This window comes from Bradyrhizobium tunisiense, from assembly GCF_042263385.1.
GTDB classification, from domain to species: Bacteria; Pseudomonadota; Alphaproteobacteria; order Rhizobiales; family Xanthobacteraceae; genus Bradyrhizobium; species Bradyrhizobium tunisiense.
The window spans coordinates 281,250-296,422 of the sequence record NZ_JBHLEV010000009.1 but is presented as its reverse complement, the minus strand read 5'-3'; the positions used below and the strand labels follow the sequence as shown (position 1 = coordinate 296,422).

The following is a 15,173-nucleotide window of genomic DNA, read 5'->3' as shown; positions in this document are numbered from 1 at the left end:
GGGGAAAATACCGCCCCAGTTTGTACCGGTCATGATCTATTATCCTCAGTTAGGAGATGTGGTTGGAGTTGCGGCCGGCTGTGCGGCGAGGGGGCCGAAAACAGTCGATAATGGTTACGTGGAGCAATGCCCGCGGTGGATCGGCGGTCTCTTCGTTGTTCAACAGCTCGGCCCACCGGGTCTTGACCTTCCACCATCCATCATGCCTCCTCGATTAGAGATCGCCAATATCTGGGCGGCGGGCAGCTCAATTTCAGCCTAGGCGGAGAAGAGTCGGAACACCTCGGCGATCGGGTTTACGGCTCGCCACGCCTTGAAAGACTTCAAGGTCCTCGGTGATCGTGAGCGGTTGAGATACCTCGCGGCCTGCGGCACATTGCCGATGCAATTCTCAGCCCATTTCGGGGCGCCATACAGATGGACATCGCAGGTATGCTTCGCGAACTTGCTTGTTGGTCAACGCTTCAGCAGGGTTAACGAAGAGGTATTCACTGTCCGTCAAAAGATGATGCAGGGACCAATCGCCTCAGGGCTCCTGAGTCATGCTAGGGCTCATGAGCCGCTCCTACTCCCGATCAATAAAGAGTGGAAGGTCGCTGGCGAGCGGCCGGCCTTGGCTGGAGCGAGCTCGCCTAGAATGGGCCAGCGACGGTACCCGAGCTCCTCCGCAAACGATCTGGCGGGCTCGATCGTCAATTGGCGCATGCGGGAGATCCGGATGAACTTGCGCAACTTGGCTCTGCACTAGCGCGCCATCTCGTTAGCGGTGACGCAACAGCAGCCGCTTAGATGCAGCATGTTCAACGTTCGTGACTAGGATGATCTCTCCTTGCTCCGTAAATCTTTCGCTGATGATCGTGCATTTGGCTACGTCGGAGGTCGAGAATCCTTTCAAAGAAATAGGCTGGCTCCCCTATTGCAATGTTGCATATTCGACATCGTCCGACAGCTGACAATGAGGCGCGGTTGAAACACACGTGAGCTCCGCTTGGCCCGGAGGATCCCGTCCGCCATACACCGGAAAGGCAAGGAAGCCGACGAGCAGTCGACTTTGTCAGGTCCACGACGCGGTAGTGCTCGGCCCGGCGTCCTACCGGAACTCTCATCTAAGTACTTGACTGATGTGCAGAAAGTAATTTCTGAGCTGCGTTTGCTCCAAGTTGGCATGACTTTTGGAGCTGCCTCGTTGCAGGGCGGCAGGAGCTGTCGCCCAACATGAAATGGCTCGATGTAAGGACCGCACATGCCAGGCTGCACCTATAATTCCGCCACCTCCCAAAGCACGATCGCCGCCCGTGTCGACGTTGGGCAGAAGGTCCTCATCGTCGGCTGCGATGCTCATGCCTGCTCTAGCTGGCTGATGCCGAACAAGGACACCGTTCCGTGTCTCGGGGAAAACAACGCTGGTCGAAGACCTCGACCTCGAGGCGTTCGAGTCAACTGCCGCTTGCGCTTCAATTAACTGCGGGATGAAAAGATGAGCGACCTGCTTGGCCTTTATATTGATCACCAGATGACTACGCCTCTCGCAATCGCGCAGCTTTCAGCGAAGATTAAATCCCTTGCGAGCGACCTCGGAAGAAACGGGGTTCTGTTGGTTACGACTTGCGCGCGAGTTGAGGTCTATGGTGAAGAAACCGAACTCCGAAATATCGATAGCACAATATTTTCAGGTTTTTCGTGCCGACGCATCGAAGGTGCAGCCGCAATTGCTCGTCGTCTCGCCGAGATTGCCTCCGGCGCTCATTCCCAGATCCTTGGTGAGAGTTATATTAGCCAGCAGCTCGCGAAAGCTATCGAGTTTGTGAGTCCAACCGTTCCGATTTTCCAGGTCGCACGGTCGGCAATTGATACGGGTCGTGCCGTGCGCGAGCGACAGCAGTTCATCGCGTCGCTCAACTACGATCAGATAGTGCGAGATATCATAGCTGATCGATTTCCGAGTGGAGAGCCACTCGACCGCCTTTACATCATCGGGGCGGGTATGCTCGGACTTGGACTGATCAGGAGTGGCGTCGGAGAGCGTTTCCGGTCCACGGTAGTCGTAACGCGGAACCCTAAGAACCTTCGCAAACGCCTTCGCCCCTGGAATGACATAGAAGTGGTGCTCATGCGCCCGGCAGACATGGGGTCCGCACCCGAACCGCGGTCGATCGTTGTTATAGCAACCGCCGATGTTAATGATGAATACGAAGCTACTCTTCAGGATGCACTTCTTCGATTGGAGCCGCGCACTATAGTGGATCTGTCGTCAATTCCGGTACTATCCGACGCAGTAGTCGGAAAGCTCAATTGCGTGAACATGTACGGCGCAGAATTTCTCGGATTCATCGAAGAAAACAATAGGCAGTTGGCTCCGAGACTGCCGCTCGTGTTTTCCGACATAGAGTTCACACTCCGAACTACATAGATCTAGTTGCCCGAAGACAGCAGTGCGGTACAACAACCTGTTGACGACGTAGAACAGGCCATCGCACGCGCCAACGCCTTGCCTTACGGTCTGGCCGGATATGCCTTCACCCGCTCAGCCGCGATTGCCAATCGGATAGCAGGGGAGCTGGAGGTGGGCGTCATCGGCATCAACCAGATGGTGGTGACGATCCCCGAAACTCCGTTCGGAGGAATAGGCGACAGCGGCTGGGGCCGCGAAGGCGGCATCGAGCACTCTGGTCCTCGGCGCGCGTCTTGTAGTCGCGATGATGAAAGAGTTCGGTCTTCAGGGTATGGAAGAAGCTTTCCATCGGGGGCATTGTCGTAGCAGGTGCTTGCGGCTCATTGATGGGTGATGCCGGCCGCCGACAGGACTGCCCGATAGTCCTGTGAAGCCCTGCACGCCGCGATCGGAGTGATGGATCAATCCAGGCTCCGCCCGCTGCTCTTCGGATCGCCATGGTCAGGGCGCATGAGGCGAGCTCGACCTGCATGTGATCGCGCATTGCCCAGCCGACGATTTTGCGGCTGAAGAGGTCCATGACGGCTGCTAGCTAGAGCCAGCCCTCTGCAGTCGGAATGTAGGTGATATCGGCAAGCCAGATCCGGTTCGGAGCCGCAGCTGCAAAGTGACGTTCGATGAGATTTGGCGCGATCGGCAGGCCGTGGCGGCTGTCGGTGGTCCGAACACGGCGCGGTGGTGCCGTCATGGCGCGAATGCCGTGCCGATGCATCAAGCGTTCGATCCGGCCGCGACTGACGCCGCCTCCCTGCGCCTGCATCGTGGCATGGATTCTCGGGCTGCCATGGCGTCCACCGCTGTCCTGATGAACCTGTCGGATCGAAGCCAGGAGCGCAGTATTAATTCGTGCGCGTGCTCGCCGGCCGCTCCCGCCAAACGTAATAGCCGGCCGCCGAGACCCCGAGCACAGCGCACATCAGCCGCACCGGATAGGTATCGCGATGGTCCTCGATGAAGCGGAAGCTCACGTCCGTGTTCCGGCAAAGATCGCGGTCGACTTTTTTAGAATGTCTCGCTCCATGCGCAGCGGTTCGTTCTCCTCGCGCAGCCGGGCGATCTCGGAAGCCTGGCCCGCCGGCATCGGCGGCGCCTGTGTCGTGGGGCGCCGCGTCGCCGATGCCGGCTCCTTCCTGAACTTATCCACCCAGCGTCGCAATACAGAATCGCGAAGACCGAGTTCCTTGTCGCCCGACGTGATCGACCGGCCACTCGAGACGACGAGCTCAGCTGGCTGCCACCGCACTGGCGATAGAGGCATTCGCATCGTCGATGGAGACCTTCAGATCCGGCCGGGATATCGCGGCCTGGCTGAGGCTTGTGCCACGGCAACATTCATCGTGTGATAAGCAACGGGTGCCGGGCGCCAATGGCCGTCCAAGTGGACATAACGCGGCAAGAGCGAGTTCGGTAAAGCCGTAATGCGGATCTGTCTGTGAGTGCGAAATCCGAATGGCTCAGTTACTTGACCATGATTTCCGATCACTTGTTGAAGTAACCAATGAGCAGCTCGGCAACCTGATCGGAACGATCTATCCCAGAAGCAAGTTGTGCATCATATAGTCCGCCAGTGTTTGCGATATTAAATTCCAGTACATAAGGATAAGCCATATCTATTCCGACGAAATTGATCCCGTGTGCCATCAGTTTATGACCGATCAACTCGGCAAGCTCGACTTCGCCGGAATGTAAATCGACTGAAACCAGCCTTCCTCCTTGCGTTATATTCGACCTGTGATCGTCTGGAGGGGTTTGCCGACCATGCCACGCAACCGCCTTTCCGCATGTAACGATGATGCGCTTTTCCCCTTGAGCCACTTCCGGGATATGCTGCTGAAGAATAGCATACTCAGCCTTGAAGCCACGTATGCCATGGCCGAATTCATGTTGCCTGTGTTGCGCGACGGCGCCAAACTCGTTTAGTGCGACAGTGTTTCCGGTGAGGCATTGGAGAATTGTTCGAATATTAGATCCATTTGGAGGGAGCAAAAAAACGTTCTGCCCGCCAAAGGCATTTGGCGGCTTGGCCACCCAACATTGATCTGGGGTCTGCTGATACCGCTCCCACAGTAACGAGAAATCATTCGAGATGTATGAGGCCGCTCTGTTCTCTTTCGGTACGACATACCCCAATGCGTGTTTTGTGTCTAAAAACATTAGACCTTCAACGCTATTAATGAACGCGACATGTTGGGAAGCTAACCACAGCATTTGCCACACATCGCGCGCCACGAGAGGATGAGGTGGAGTCATGACCCAGACCAGCTGGCATTCGTCTAGAAAATACGCGCGACGATCTCCCGGTGCGGCAGAGCCAGGATGGTACGGCTCGCCGTCGTCAGGCACCCGCACTCCTCGTGTGAAATAACGATAATCGTCTGCCGAAATAGCATTGACGTCGCCCAAAATTACTTCGCAGCCCAAACGACGGAAAGCATTACTGATAGGTGCATCATTTTCGCCCAAGCAATCGAGGTGCCTTGTCAGTATGAGCAATCTCATGACGTTCTCCTAGCCAAATTGGCAAACGGCGGTTGAACTAGCTGCACGATCCAGAGCTTGATAATACCGAGAGGTCTGCCGTAACTAGGTCGTACGCAGCGCTGTTCGAGAACGCCGTCGAAACAAAGTTTCGAAACCATTTGCGACGATTTCGTTGCGACGTTCCGGAGCCTAGCTAAAGCATTACTCGGTGTTGTTGAATGATAGATAGCAAATACCGTGCCAGAGCTGTCTCCTCTCATAAGCGATTGATCGCGGTTTGAATCGTAATAGGACCAAGGACTACACGTGCTATAAGCTCGACAAGATTTGTCTGTTGTCGGACCCGAACGCCAGTCGCAGCCACAAACCGATGAACCCACGTTGCACCGGCCGGGTGTTGACGTCTATAACGCCTAGCATCGAACGAAGATTGGCCCAGAGGTGAAGTGGACCCCGGATTTGAGCGGCCGCTTAGGTGCCGGGCATGCCGTCCCGTCATAATAACGGAGCGGACCATGAAGACGGCGAGACGGAAAATCGATGCGCCGCGAATGCAAAGATCGTCTTTGAGGCGCTGCGAGACACCTAAGGTCACGGATCTGGCGCAGCGCTGCCAGATGCATGTGAACCAGATTATGTCAGGCGGTTCGGGCGTTCGATACAGGCAGTGGTCGGGACGGTGAGGCGGCCCATGAACTGGAGATCGAGAAGGTCCACGCCAAGATCGGACAATTGAGGTGAGCGAGATATCTTAGCTAGGAGGTCGGAAAGAGGAGCGCGCCGGATCGCGGAGGATTGCTTCAGCGCGATCATGAGCGTCTGTCGATTCGCCCGCAATGCCAACTGCTGAGCGTTGGGCGACGGCGGCCGGCCAAAGACAACGACCTTGAGCTGATGCGGCGAGTCGACCAGCTCTTCGTGGGCTTGGCCGTTCCCGGCTCGCGGCGGATGACGGCATACTCAATGGCGAGGCTATCGTATGAATCACAAGCGCGTGCAGCGATTAGTGCGCAATCGCGGCAATGGGACCCAAGCTCAGAACCACAAAGCCGGCGCCGCGACACAAGATCTTCCCACATCTCCTGCTCCGTGTGGTGATCGACCGGCCGAGTCAAGTTGGGCGGCCGATATCATATATGCGCCGATTGGCCAAGGCCTTCTCTATCTTGGCGGCGATCATCGATTTGGGCGAGCCGTGCGGTGCTGACCTTGCGCCTGTCGAACACGATCGACACATCGTTCTGCGTGTCTGCGCTCGAAGAGGCCTTGGGCCGCGTTGGCTGGCCTCGGATATTTCAATACCGACCAGCACCGCCTTCACCGGCACGCCGGCCGCCGCCGGCGTCAGGATATCGATGGCGGTCGCGGGCGCGGGATCGTCAACGTCGGCTGTGGCACTCGCTCAAAACGAGGGCGTCCAACTCGAGGGATATTCGGATAGCCACGAGACCAAAGCCGGAATCGCCTGATGGATCGTGTTTTACAATTTCCAGCCCCTTCATCAGGCGCTGGATAACCGCGCGCGGATGGGCCCGGCGCGCATTGGGCGAAGTGGATATGGCGCTTCTCGCAAGCGAGAAGTTTGGACAACGCTCCGCGTTCCCCACATCCCCGCAGCTACAACGGCAGCAAGCAGAAAAAGAACGGTAGCAGCGCCACTTAAGAAACCCGGACCCAGCGGGCATCAGCATAGTGGCCACTTCACCGGTCCTGTAAACCGTGGCGATTGCATTGGGGCCGTTGGCACCTTCGTGCCAGTTTACGGCACCTGGCCCATCGGCATCGTTCAAAATTGGGGAGGCTAGGGTGCATGCCTGTCGTAACCCGAGTCGGCAATCATCGGCTTCACATGGATATGAGTAGAATAAGGGAACCTGAGCGCCTGCGACAGGCGCACTTTATTGTTAGCAGCCCTAGCGCAGAAAGCAGAGAGGGGGCTCACCAATCCTCATGTTCATCCGCCTCCAAGAGTGCGACCTCAGCCGCCGCGATCTCACGTTCAACTGAGCGCCTGCAGTCCAGCCGTCCACGTGACGCACCAACCTTCGAATTCAACACGCGATGTTGGTTCACCGTGAGCTGCGAGACGGAAGGAGCCCCTGACGCCGGCTGACGGCGTTGCGCCACGACGTATGGCCCTCGCTGCCGATAGCGTTCGTGAAGGATGGGTGCTCGAGCATCGGTACCAGCTTGTCCGACTGTCGGAGAGATCATTCGAGCGCAAGCCGTAGTCCGCCATGCGCCCTTGGCGGTCGCTCCAAAACGCTCCGCCGCCGTTGAATGGCGGTACGCGCTAAAGTCGCATCGATAAATCGCCGATACAATATTCCCCACCTGACCTGGTAGCCTCCCGATCCTCGGTAATGAGGTACTACAAATTGCTAACGGACGGTATTTCCTGTCAAGCAGCTCACCGCTGAGAAGGTGCAGCATGGCAAGCGTACTTGGAGCTTTGACAATTGATCGCCCTGTGGCTGCTCGGTCCCCACTCGCGATCAGGCGGCGCAGTCAACTATCGGGGCTAGTAATTGATCTAGATCCCAGCGCGCGGCAGGATGGTCCAGCGCCCTCGCGTTCAGATCATCGAGCAACGCAGCGGCGACTGTCCGTGCCAAGGCACATGGTATAGGTGAACACAGATGTCGGCGGCAGATTTTGCATACCTTAACGGCCAAATCATTCCATGGAATGAGGCGAAGGTGCACGTATTCGCACCCGTGACAAAGTATGGCATAGGTGTATTTGAAGGAATAGGCGGCTACTGGAACGAAGAGGCACAGCAATTATACCTCTTTCGTGTAGCAGAACACCTTGACCGATATGCCTTCTCCCAGAAAGCAATGCGATTCGATCAGGGGCCATCCCAAGAGGAGTTGGCCCGAGCGCTCATTAACCTGTGTCGCGCAAATTCATTTCGTACGAACGTGCATATCCGAATTTTGGCTTTCATCGACGGCTCTGGTGAGCTTGGGGCAACTGGACCTGTAGGTACCGCAATCACGGCGCTGCCGCGGGAGACTGCCACAGAATCCATCGAAGGCGCTTCAGCTCAGATTAGTTCCTGGATGCGCATGCCGGACAACGTTATGCCTGCACGCATCAAATGCAATGCAAATTACCATAACGCCCGATTGGCTGTTGTGCAGGCCCAACGGGATGATTACGACGTCCCTTTTCTCCTCAATTCAAGGGGGAAGCTGGCCGAGGCAGCGTGGGCGTGCGTGTTCATCGTTCGCCGCGGTCAGTTGATCACGCCGAGCGGAACTAACGACATATTGGAATCGATTACGCGCCAGACAGTCATCGAGTTGGCACGTAAATATCTTGGACTGGAGACTGTCGAGCGCGATGTCGATCGAACGGAGCTAATCCTCGCCCAAGAGGTGTTCTATTGCGGCACCGGCGCAGAAATTGCGCCGGTGACATCTGTGGATCGTATGGTTGTTGGGAGCGGTCAACCTGGTGTTATTACACGGCGATTGATGGAGATATATGCGGCAGTCGTCACCGGTAAGAATAGCGCTCATGAATCGTGGCGGACACCCGTTTTTTGACGATGTTAGTCTCAGACGGGCTCGCCTTCGGCATTTGTCGACTGTACAGGAGCCGGCGATCAGAGTTGATGCGCTCGTCGCCAGGGGCGCCGTCCGACGAGAATTCGTGGTGGGGCAATCTCCGAGTAACATGAAAATATCGCTTCAGGCAACGGGGCCATTGGCTGATCGACGGGGTGGTGGCTAGCGTCTGCTGGCCACCGAGCTTACGCATGTTGAGCTGGTCGGAGGCGAACAAGGCCCAAATCAGCATGGCAGCGCTGATGGCAGCACGGTCTGCTTCTTGATGCGCCGCTTGAACTCCTCATGCAGCCATTCGATTGCATTCGTTGTACGAGCGCTCTTCCACTACACGAAATTGCCCGCAAGATCCAGGGGCCGCCCCGACTTGGTTGCTGAGATTGTCCTCGGACGCATGCTGGCGCTGGCCCGGGGCATGCTTGATCAGAAGCAGCACAAACGTGGACCGATCGCTGCACGCGCCGGAGGTAGGGTGCATAGGGCAGCGCAAGGCGCACTGCCCAGGGAGTTCGTCGTCAAGGTCTCGGTTGCCACCACGCTGGCGTACGCCTGCGGCGGCCAGTTCGTCACTCATGGGGAGGTGCTGTCCGGCAACGCTATGACTGCCACACGCTGACCATCGTCACTCCGGGCATGGAGACGCTCATCGGCAATCCCATTGAGCGCGTCCTCGCCCACAAGGCTTCCACATGCGCCGCCGAATACAAGTTCAGGGTGTTCACCTCAGGTCAGAAGCAGCGGATAACGCCGAAGATCGTGCGCGAGGTGCGAAGACCGTCCGCCGTTGAACCGGTCATCGGCCATCTCAAATCCGAACATCGGACGGGCCATGACTATCTCTGGCGTCGCAAGGATGCTGTCCTCGCGGCCGCAGCTACGACTTTTTGCGGCTGATCCGCTGGATAACAGCTCTTGCTGGGCGAAATCCTCGCTCTGTCACCGAGCGGCTTCAGCTCGTCCGGCACGATACCAACGCGTTTGAAGTCGTTCGACTGGATGCGATGGATTGGGTTGCACAAGCGCTTCGTATCCGACTCTGTCGGGGGCAGAATCGGTGATCTGGACCAACAGATGGGCTGGAGAAAGCTGAACGAGGCGGAAGCGCATCGCTGAAGCCATAGTCGGAGTGATCGAGAATAACGAACTACCCGCCGTGCAAGGCGCGAGTTGCCGCCAACTTCGGGAAATTGGGGCGCCCGCCGCTATGCGGGGCTATCAGATCGAAGTCGAGCCTTCACCGTCCCCGCCTAATTGTCGCGACGAGTGGGTCTAGCGCTCGACGTCTGAGCCCAAGCCCACTTGCTCAACCCACTCATGGACCTGCAGGAGGATCTGACGCCTACGTATCTCTTCATCGGCCCCAATCTCGTCGTTATCCGGCATGTGGCCACCCCGTTCCGCTCTTATATATTTTTGCTCGGATCGCCGAGGTCATGTCGATGATCGCGTGCAGCAGCGACTGCAAAAGATCGGCCTGATTCGCTGTCGCATCGGTTGCCTGGTGGCATCAGCCTTTCGGATGCCAAGACAGAAACACGGCTCTCGATTCGAGATCTCCTGGAAATCAAATTGCAGGCCTTTGAGTCTCAAACAGGAAAGCCAACGATCCGAACTGAAGTGTCGACCGGAAATCGGCTCCCGCTTGATGAGTCGGAAGCGTTTTCACGGCCGACTTGCTTAACTATTGAACTACCTGCGCTCGTGCCAACCTGCACTAAAACAAGGGCTCTAGCGCCAGCGTTTCTCCTCACCGTCATAGGTGTCCGATAAGGGGTCGCTGATGGCCATCAGCTCACGTTTGAGCACCTTATTGCTGGTGACCGTTCTCGGAAGCGACGGGACGAAGGCGATGTACCGTGGCACCTTGAATACAGCAAGGCGCGTACGAGCATGCGCGAGAATCCGCTCAACATGCAGGTCAGCTGGCTTAAGTCCGTATTTCAGCTCGACGTAAATCTTGACCTCCTCGCCCCATTTATCATCACGAACAGGCACCGCGGCGACATCGGCGATCTCGGGAATCTCGCGGATGATAGCCTCCACCTCGCACGCAGCGATATTCTCCGTAAAGCGACGGATAATATCCTTCCTACGTGCTACGAACCAGTAAAAGCCGAGTTCGTCGTGACGCAACAGATCACCCGTCTTGAACCATTCGCCTTCGAAGCAATCCGCGTTCGCGTCCGGCCTATTCCAATAGCCCTTGAAGATCCCACGCCCCTTTACCCACAACTCGCCAACTTCGCCTACTGGGGTGGGGCTGCCGTCATCGTTGACCAAACGCAGCTCCCGAAAAGGCGAGCGAATCCCGATCGAGCCAGCCTCATTCATCTCAGCGAAGCCCGGCGGCATTTGCGTGCCATTTCCGATTTCCGTCATCCCGTAGGGGTTGTTGCCATGCACGCTAAACTGCTCGCGATATCGGCGTACCGTCTCAGCACTCCAGCCGTCGTACTGCCACACCTGCCTCAGGCACGTCGGTAGGTCATGGGCGCTGTCCGCAATCAGCCTCGGCAACGCACACCACTCGATGCGAAATGTTTTCACCCAGTGCATGAATTGCGCTGGATCCATTTGCTGAGCGACGTACACCGTTCCGCCGTGTCGATATGAGTTCAAAAGCATAAAGGGCCAACTCATATAGGAGGAGGATGCCCAACTCAAATACCTCTTGTACGGGTTAAGGTAGGTAACTACGGACGAGCACACTCCCCAATAGTCGTGCGTCAACATGCAACCCTTGGGAAAGCCCGTCGTCCCCGAAGTATATTGGATTGTTAGCAGGTCCTCGGGCCCGACATCCTCGTCCACCGGCGAATCGTCGACATCCTTGAACAATTGGTGGAGAGTGATAGCAGTCCCGCCGGAACGCTGCCCGACACGAATTACTCGCTCGTTTGCAAGTTCTTGCGGCCAAGGATCCATAGCGCAGAACATTGGCCATGCAGAGTCGTCGACAACAGCCAATTTGGCCTGGGTCTCACTGAGAATATGCTCGACCTCCCTCGGCTTGTAGCACATGTTGATCGGGACCATCACCGCACCGAGCTTTGCAACCGCGAACCACAAGATCGGCCATTCGATGCGGTTGGGCAGCATCACCCCGACGCGATCACCCTTGCGCACTCCGAAGCCGCGCAGCGCATGTGCATAGCGGTTGGACCAGACGTCCATCTCGGAGTAGGTCGCGCGCTCGTCGCGCTCGAAGATGTCGACCGCGGTTGCGGAGCCGTGTGTTCGTGCCCGCATGGACACAAGCTGTCCCACCGTTGTGGCTTCATATGAGGCTTCCAGCGCCTCGCTGCTGCGCAGGGCCTGTGCCATGCGCTCGTGCAGTCGGCTTGATGTCGAATTGGTAGAGGGCATTTCTGACAAACCTCGGGTTTGTGAGACAAAGAACAAGTCGCCTAACTGGCGCAACCGTCCGTTCCTGACAGTTCCATTAAGTGTCCTGTGGCCAGAGCCAGCGCAGGGTGCTGAGGATCTCCGAAACGTCTGACCACGTCGGCAAGCACATGACACGGAGACACGACCGTGATGAGCTGCGTCATCCGTTGTGGCGAGCGTAGTTGACCGTACATCATTGATAATGATCGCGACACTACCTACTCTGGTGAGCAATATGAAAAAATCGTGGTGGCCCGTATCATAGGCAGATGCCATGGACTAGTAGCGGTCGATCTGGACCGCGGCTGCGGCGGATGATGCGCGCTGCTACCAAGGATGGCCGCAATCCAGCATCTTTGCGTGACAGATGCCGTAGAGCTCCAGTGACTGGGGCCGATGGACGATATGTTCGTGCCGACTGTTTCGCACTAGTGCAGCACGGATCGTCGTGAGGGAGGAATGGTAGCGTACATCGCTGTTAGCCGCCAGCACGTCGGAATTGCGCTCGCCTGCGGCTATAGCGAATGATCCACATTGCTGTTGTGTCGGTAATGTTCTGAGATACCGCGATCGGGCTGCTGGTTCATTTCCATTATGGGCCTCTGCATGTGCTCGATACGGGCGCCCGCGTGCGTCATTAGTCGCGCGCGCCTTTCTGCTTCAATCAGAAGCGAAGCTTTCGGCCTAGAAGGCACTATTGGTTGCTGTCGTGTTTGCAGTTGTGGGGCAGAACCTCGTTCGCAGCGCTGTTCGGCGTGTTTTCCTTCCAGCGCATCGATCCGAATGGGCGCTCCAGCATGCGGCGGACGCGCACAGGGTCAGGGCCGAGGTGGAAAGCAATCGCCTGCTGCTCAATTTCGCGCTCTGACTGCGTCGAGCGGTTGCGCTGGCGCAAATAATCGAACCATGTTGGGCAGTGATAGCGCTCGATCCACAATTCGGGGGCCGCGACGTTGCGGGCAATCGACCAGCCATAAGCGCCGTTACGCTGCCGGAACAGCTGTATGTCCTGCATCACAAGTTGAAAGGCCCGCGCGTTCTCCTGCGAAACCCGGTATTCGATCTCGACCACCAATGGGCCACTGCGTCCGGTCAGCGCCAGCCGTACCTCGGGATCGGCTAGCATCTCTGCCTCGTCGCGCCGCACACTGGTGCGCGGAATAGGCAGCCAGAGACCCAAAAGCGGCGAGACCAACATCAGAGCGGCCGAAACCAGGAGCGCAGTTTCGACCCCAGCGGCATCGGTCAGATGACCCCAGCCCCAGCTGCCGAGTGCAATCCCGCCTGAGCTCGCCGCTTGAAAGGCTGCCAGCGAGCGCCCTGCCACCCACCTCGGCGCCGACAGTTGCACACCAATGTTGAACAGCGCCCACGTCATCATCCATACGGCGCCGGCGAGAACAAGCGCGGCGGCCGTCGCCACTAGCTCGCCGCTGAGAGCCACCGCGGCGATCGCTCCGGCCATCGAAAGCGTGCAGGCGCGGATTGCCGCCTCATCACTCATGCGCTTGCGGACTTCGCTCATACTCAGCGCACCAATGACCGCGCCGAAACCAAAGGCGCTCAGCAGGATGCCAAAGGTCTGAGCATCGCCCTGCAGGAGATCGCGCGCAACTAGCGGCATTAGCGCAGGGATCGCGCCGCCAATCACGCCGGTCACCATGGAGCGAGTTAGAACAATCTTGATCGATGGTGAATTGGCGATATAGCGCACGCCTGAAGCGATGGCACGGTTGAGTCTTTCAGGCGGTAGACGCGAACCTTCGGAAATCCGTTTCCACAGAAATAGCGCAAGCAGTAGCGGTAGATAAAGCAGCGCGTTAAGAGCGAACGCCGCCACTGCGCCGGCGGTCGCGACGACAATGCCGCCGATCGCCGGGCCCACGCTACGCGCGATATTATAGCTGATGCTGTTCAGCGTCACAGCCGCGGGAAGTGTTTCCAACGGTACCTGCTCGCCGACCGAGGATTGCCAGGCGGGATCCATAAACGCCGCGCCCATCCCAACTACGAAGCACAGGGCCAACAGCAAGTTCGGCGTGACTAGGCCAAGCCGGGCGAGCATCGCGAGTGCAGTCGCGCCGGCGAACGCGATACCGAGTGAGACCAGCGCCACGATCCGCCGGTCATACATGTCGGCAATGGCACCGGCCGGAATCGAAACCAGCATAACTGGCAGCAACAGCGCGGTCTGAACCAATGCGACCTGGTCAGCCGACGATGTCATCTGCATCATAGCCCAAGCCGCGCCGACTCCCCGAATTAAGGCGCCAAGGTTGGAGAGCAGGCTCGCCAGCCAGATGCGCCGAAAGGTAGTGTGACGCAGTGGGACGATGATCCCATCGCCAGCGAATGACCGAGGTTTGACCAAATCGATCATTGCGCCTCCGATGGCAGGATTCTGGACCAGATCGACAATGGTCTGGAAGTGAAGTTGACCCATGTGTGGGGACCACGGGGGCCGGGGGTTAGCTGGACTCTGGGCCGCTCCGACTTCCTGTTATCACACTGCGCATCGCACTGTCTGCTGGCCTTGCTTCGGCTGTCGCATGTGGGCAACGCGAGAGCGTTGTCCAAGCGAAGCGTCATGTCCACAGCCGTCGCACCCTCGCGCCAAACCACCATCGCCGTGCGGTCGGCCACGGCTTGATAGGAGCGTGGCGTTGTAAAACGCAACCCACTAGGCGATGCCAGCGTGGGCCTCGCGATCGTCGGCGGGGCACTGAGACAGATGGCTTCGTATTTGAGCGAGCGCGATAGCCGCTTGATGAGCACGTTATCCATCCAGCCGCCGCGCCCATCCATCGAGATACGAATTCCGGCCGTGCGAGCACGCCGATGAAGGGACACGAAGTGAACTGGCTGCCCTGATTGGTGTTAAAGAGTTCCAGCCTACCAAAACGCGTGCCCCTTCAAAGGCGCGTGCCGCCTGATCCTGGAGCTGCTTCTTCCATGAAATCTAGTTCGGATGAACACGACGCTCGGCCAAAATCGGCGACTATCGCCGGTTCCCAGCGCGACGTTCGCTTTCAGCGCCGCATCAATTTTCCGCCTGGTTCTCTGCGTCATCTGCCGCTCCGCCTGTCGTGACGGAACGACTCCAAATCCAATTGGTCAACTGGTCCGAAATCGGCGAGCCACTTCATGGTACTGGCCAAAGTTAGGATCATCTCTGGTGAATGTCCGCATACACCAGGTGAATGCGCGATCGCATGAAACGCGCGGATTTTTAGGTTTTACGCAGAAGTTCGGACTTTCGACAGGCGTCATTGGGCAAT

13 protein-coding genes and 3 pseudogenes are annotated in these 15,173 nt (G+C 57.7%); 8 read left to right on the top strand and 8 right to left on the bottom strand.

Annotated elements, in window-relative coordinates; all coding sequences use genetic code 11:
• From ACFDR6_RS30650 to ACFDR6_RS30640, 3 genes are all read left to right on the top strand, one after another.
• Positions 1-262: hypothetical protein (locus ACFDR6_RS30650; protein WP_375860642.1), on the top strand; the 262-nt coding region annotated here is incomplete at its 5' end.
• Between the two features lie 1,215 nt (positions 263-1,477).
• On the top strand, positions 1,478-2,410 hold the full coding sequence (locus ACFDR6_RS30645) for a Rossmann-fold NAD(P)-binding domain-containing protein (protein ID WP_375860641.1): 933 nt from the start codon (positions 1,478-1,480) through the stop codon (positions 2,408-2,410).
• Positions 2,411-2,416: 6 nt separating this feature from the next.
• Complete coding sequence (locus ACFDR6_RS30640) at positions 2,417-2,758, top strand: aldehyde dehydrogenase family protein (protein WP_375860640.1); 342 nt, start codon at positions 2,417-2,419, stop codon at positions 2,756-2,758.
• A gap of 226 nt (positions 2,759-2,984) precedes the next feature.
• On the opposite strand, the gene ACFDR6_RS30635 is transcribed toward ACFDR6_RS30640, so the two are convergent.
• The 3 genes from ACFDR6_RS30635 to ACFDR6_RS30625 are packed head-to-tail and all read right to left on the bottom strand — an operon-like array spanning position 2,985 to position 3,710.
• Entirely contained in the window at positions 2,985-3,281 is a 297-nt protein-coding gene (locus ACFDR6_RS30635) for an IS3 family transposase (RefSeq protein WP_375860656.1), read from the bottom strand.
• Positions 3,282-3,291: 10 nt separating this feature from the next.
• Positions 3,292-3,420, bottom strand: coding sequence for a hypothetical protein (locus ACFDR6_RS30630; RefSeq protein WP_375860639.1), 129 nt, complete (start codon positions 3,418-3,420; stop codon positions 3,292-3,294).
• Complete coding sequence (locus ACFDR6_RS30625) at positions 3,417-3,710, bottom strand: transposase (RefSeq protein ID WP_375860638.1); 294 nt, start codon at positions 3,708-3,710, stop codon at positions 3,417-3,419. Before ACFDR6_RS30625 ends, ACFDR6_RS30630 begins: the two co-directional genes overlap by 4 nt.
• On the opposite strand from ACFDR6_RS30625, the pseudogene ACFDR6_RS36390 reads away from it, so the two are divergent.
• A pseudogene (locus tag ACFDR6_RS36390) lies at positions 3,689-3,808 on the top strand (transposase); the annotation flags it as partial. The gene ACFDR6_RS30625 and the pseudogene ACFDR6_RS36390 overlap by 22 nt on opposite strands.
• A 123-nt stretch (positions 3,809-3,931) precedes the next feature.
• Here ACFDR6_RS36390 and ACFDR6_RS30615 read toward each other — a convergent pair.
• A complete protein-coding gene (locus ACFDR6_RS30615; protein ID WP_375860637.1) occupies positions 3,932-4,951 on the bottom strand; it encodes an ATP-grasp domain-containing protein in 1,020 nt (339 codons plus the stop codon).
• Between the two features lie 1,118 nt (positions 4,952-6,069).
• On the opposite strand from ACFDR6_RS30615, the gene ACFDR6_RS30610 reads away from it, so the two are divergent.
• Both ACFDR6_RS30610 and ACFDR6_RS30605 read left to right on the top strand, forming a co-directional pair.
• Entirely contained in the window at positions 6,070-6,402 is a 333-nt protein-coding gene (locus ACFDR6_RS30610) for a hypothetical protein (RefSeq protein ID WP_375860636.1), read from the top strand.
• A 1,170-nt stretch (positions 6,403-7,572) separates the two neighbouring features.
• Positions 7,573-8,487: an aminotransferase class IV gene (locus tag ACFDR6_RS30605; protein ID WP_375860635.1), complete on the top strand. Its 915-nt coding sequence runs from the start codon at positions 7,573-7,575 to the stop codon at positions 8,485-8,487.
• A gap of 181 nt (positions 8,488-8,668) precedes the next feature.
• On the opposite strand, the pseudogene ACFDR6_RS30600 reads toward ACFDR6_RS30605, so the two are convergent.
• Positions 8,669-8,835 (bottom strand): annotated as a pseudogene (locus tag ACFDR6_RS30600) (IS256 family transposase); the annotation flags it as partial.
• Between the two features lie 145 nt (positions 8,836-8,980).
• Here ACFDR6_RS30600 and ACFDR6_RS30595 point away from each other — a divergent pair.
• Both ACFDR6_RS30595 and ACFDR6_RS30590 read left to right on the top strand, forming a co-directional pair.
• Complete coding sequence (locus tag ACFDR6_RS30595; RefSeq protein WP_375860634.1) at positions 8,981-9,124, top strand: hypothetical protein; 144 nt, start codon at positions 8,981-8,983, stop codon at positions 9,122-9,124.
• Between the two features lie 17 nt (positions 9,125-9,141).
• A complete protein-coding gene (locus tag ACFDR6_RS30590; RefSeq protein ID WP_375860633.1) occupies positions 9,142-9,402 on the top strand; it encodes a hypothetical protein in 261 nt (86 codons plus the stop codon).
• 834 nt (positions 9,403-10,236) lie between these two features.
• On the opposite strand, the gene ACFDR6_RS30585 is transcribed toward ACFDR6_RS30590, so the two are convergent.
• The 3 genes and pseudogenes from ACFDR6_RS30585 to ACFDR6_RS30575 all read right to left on the bottom strand — a co-directional run.
• Positions 10,237-11,832 (bottom strand): class I adenylate-forming enzyme family protein, encoded by a 1,596-nt coding sequence (locus ACFDR6_RS30585; protein ID WP_375860632.1) that lies wholly within the window; start codon positions 11,830-11,832, stop codon positions 10,237-10,239.
• A gap of 757 nt (positions 11,833-12,589) precedes the next feature.
• Positions 12,590-14,275, bottom strand: a complete 1,686-nt coding sequence (locus ACFDR6_RS30580; protein WP_375860631.1) for an MFS transporter — start codon at positions 14,273-14,275, stop codon at positions 12,590-12,592.
• Between the two features lie 303 nt (positions 14,276-14,578).
• Positions 14,579-14,801: pseudogene (locus ACFDR6_RS30575) on the bottom strand (IS3 family transposase); the annotation flags it as partial.
• Positions 14,802-15,173 lie beyond the last annotated feature (372 nt).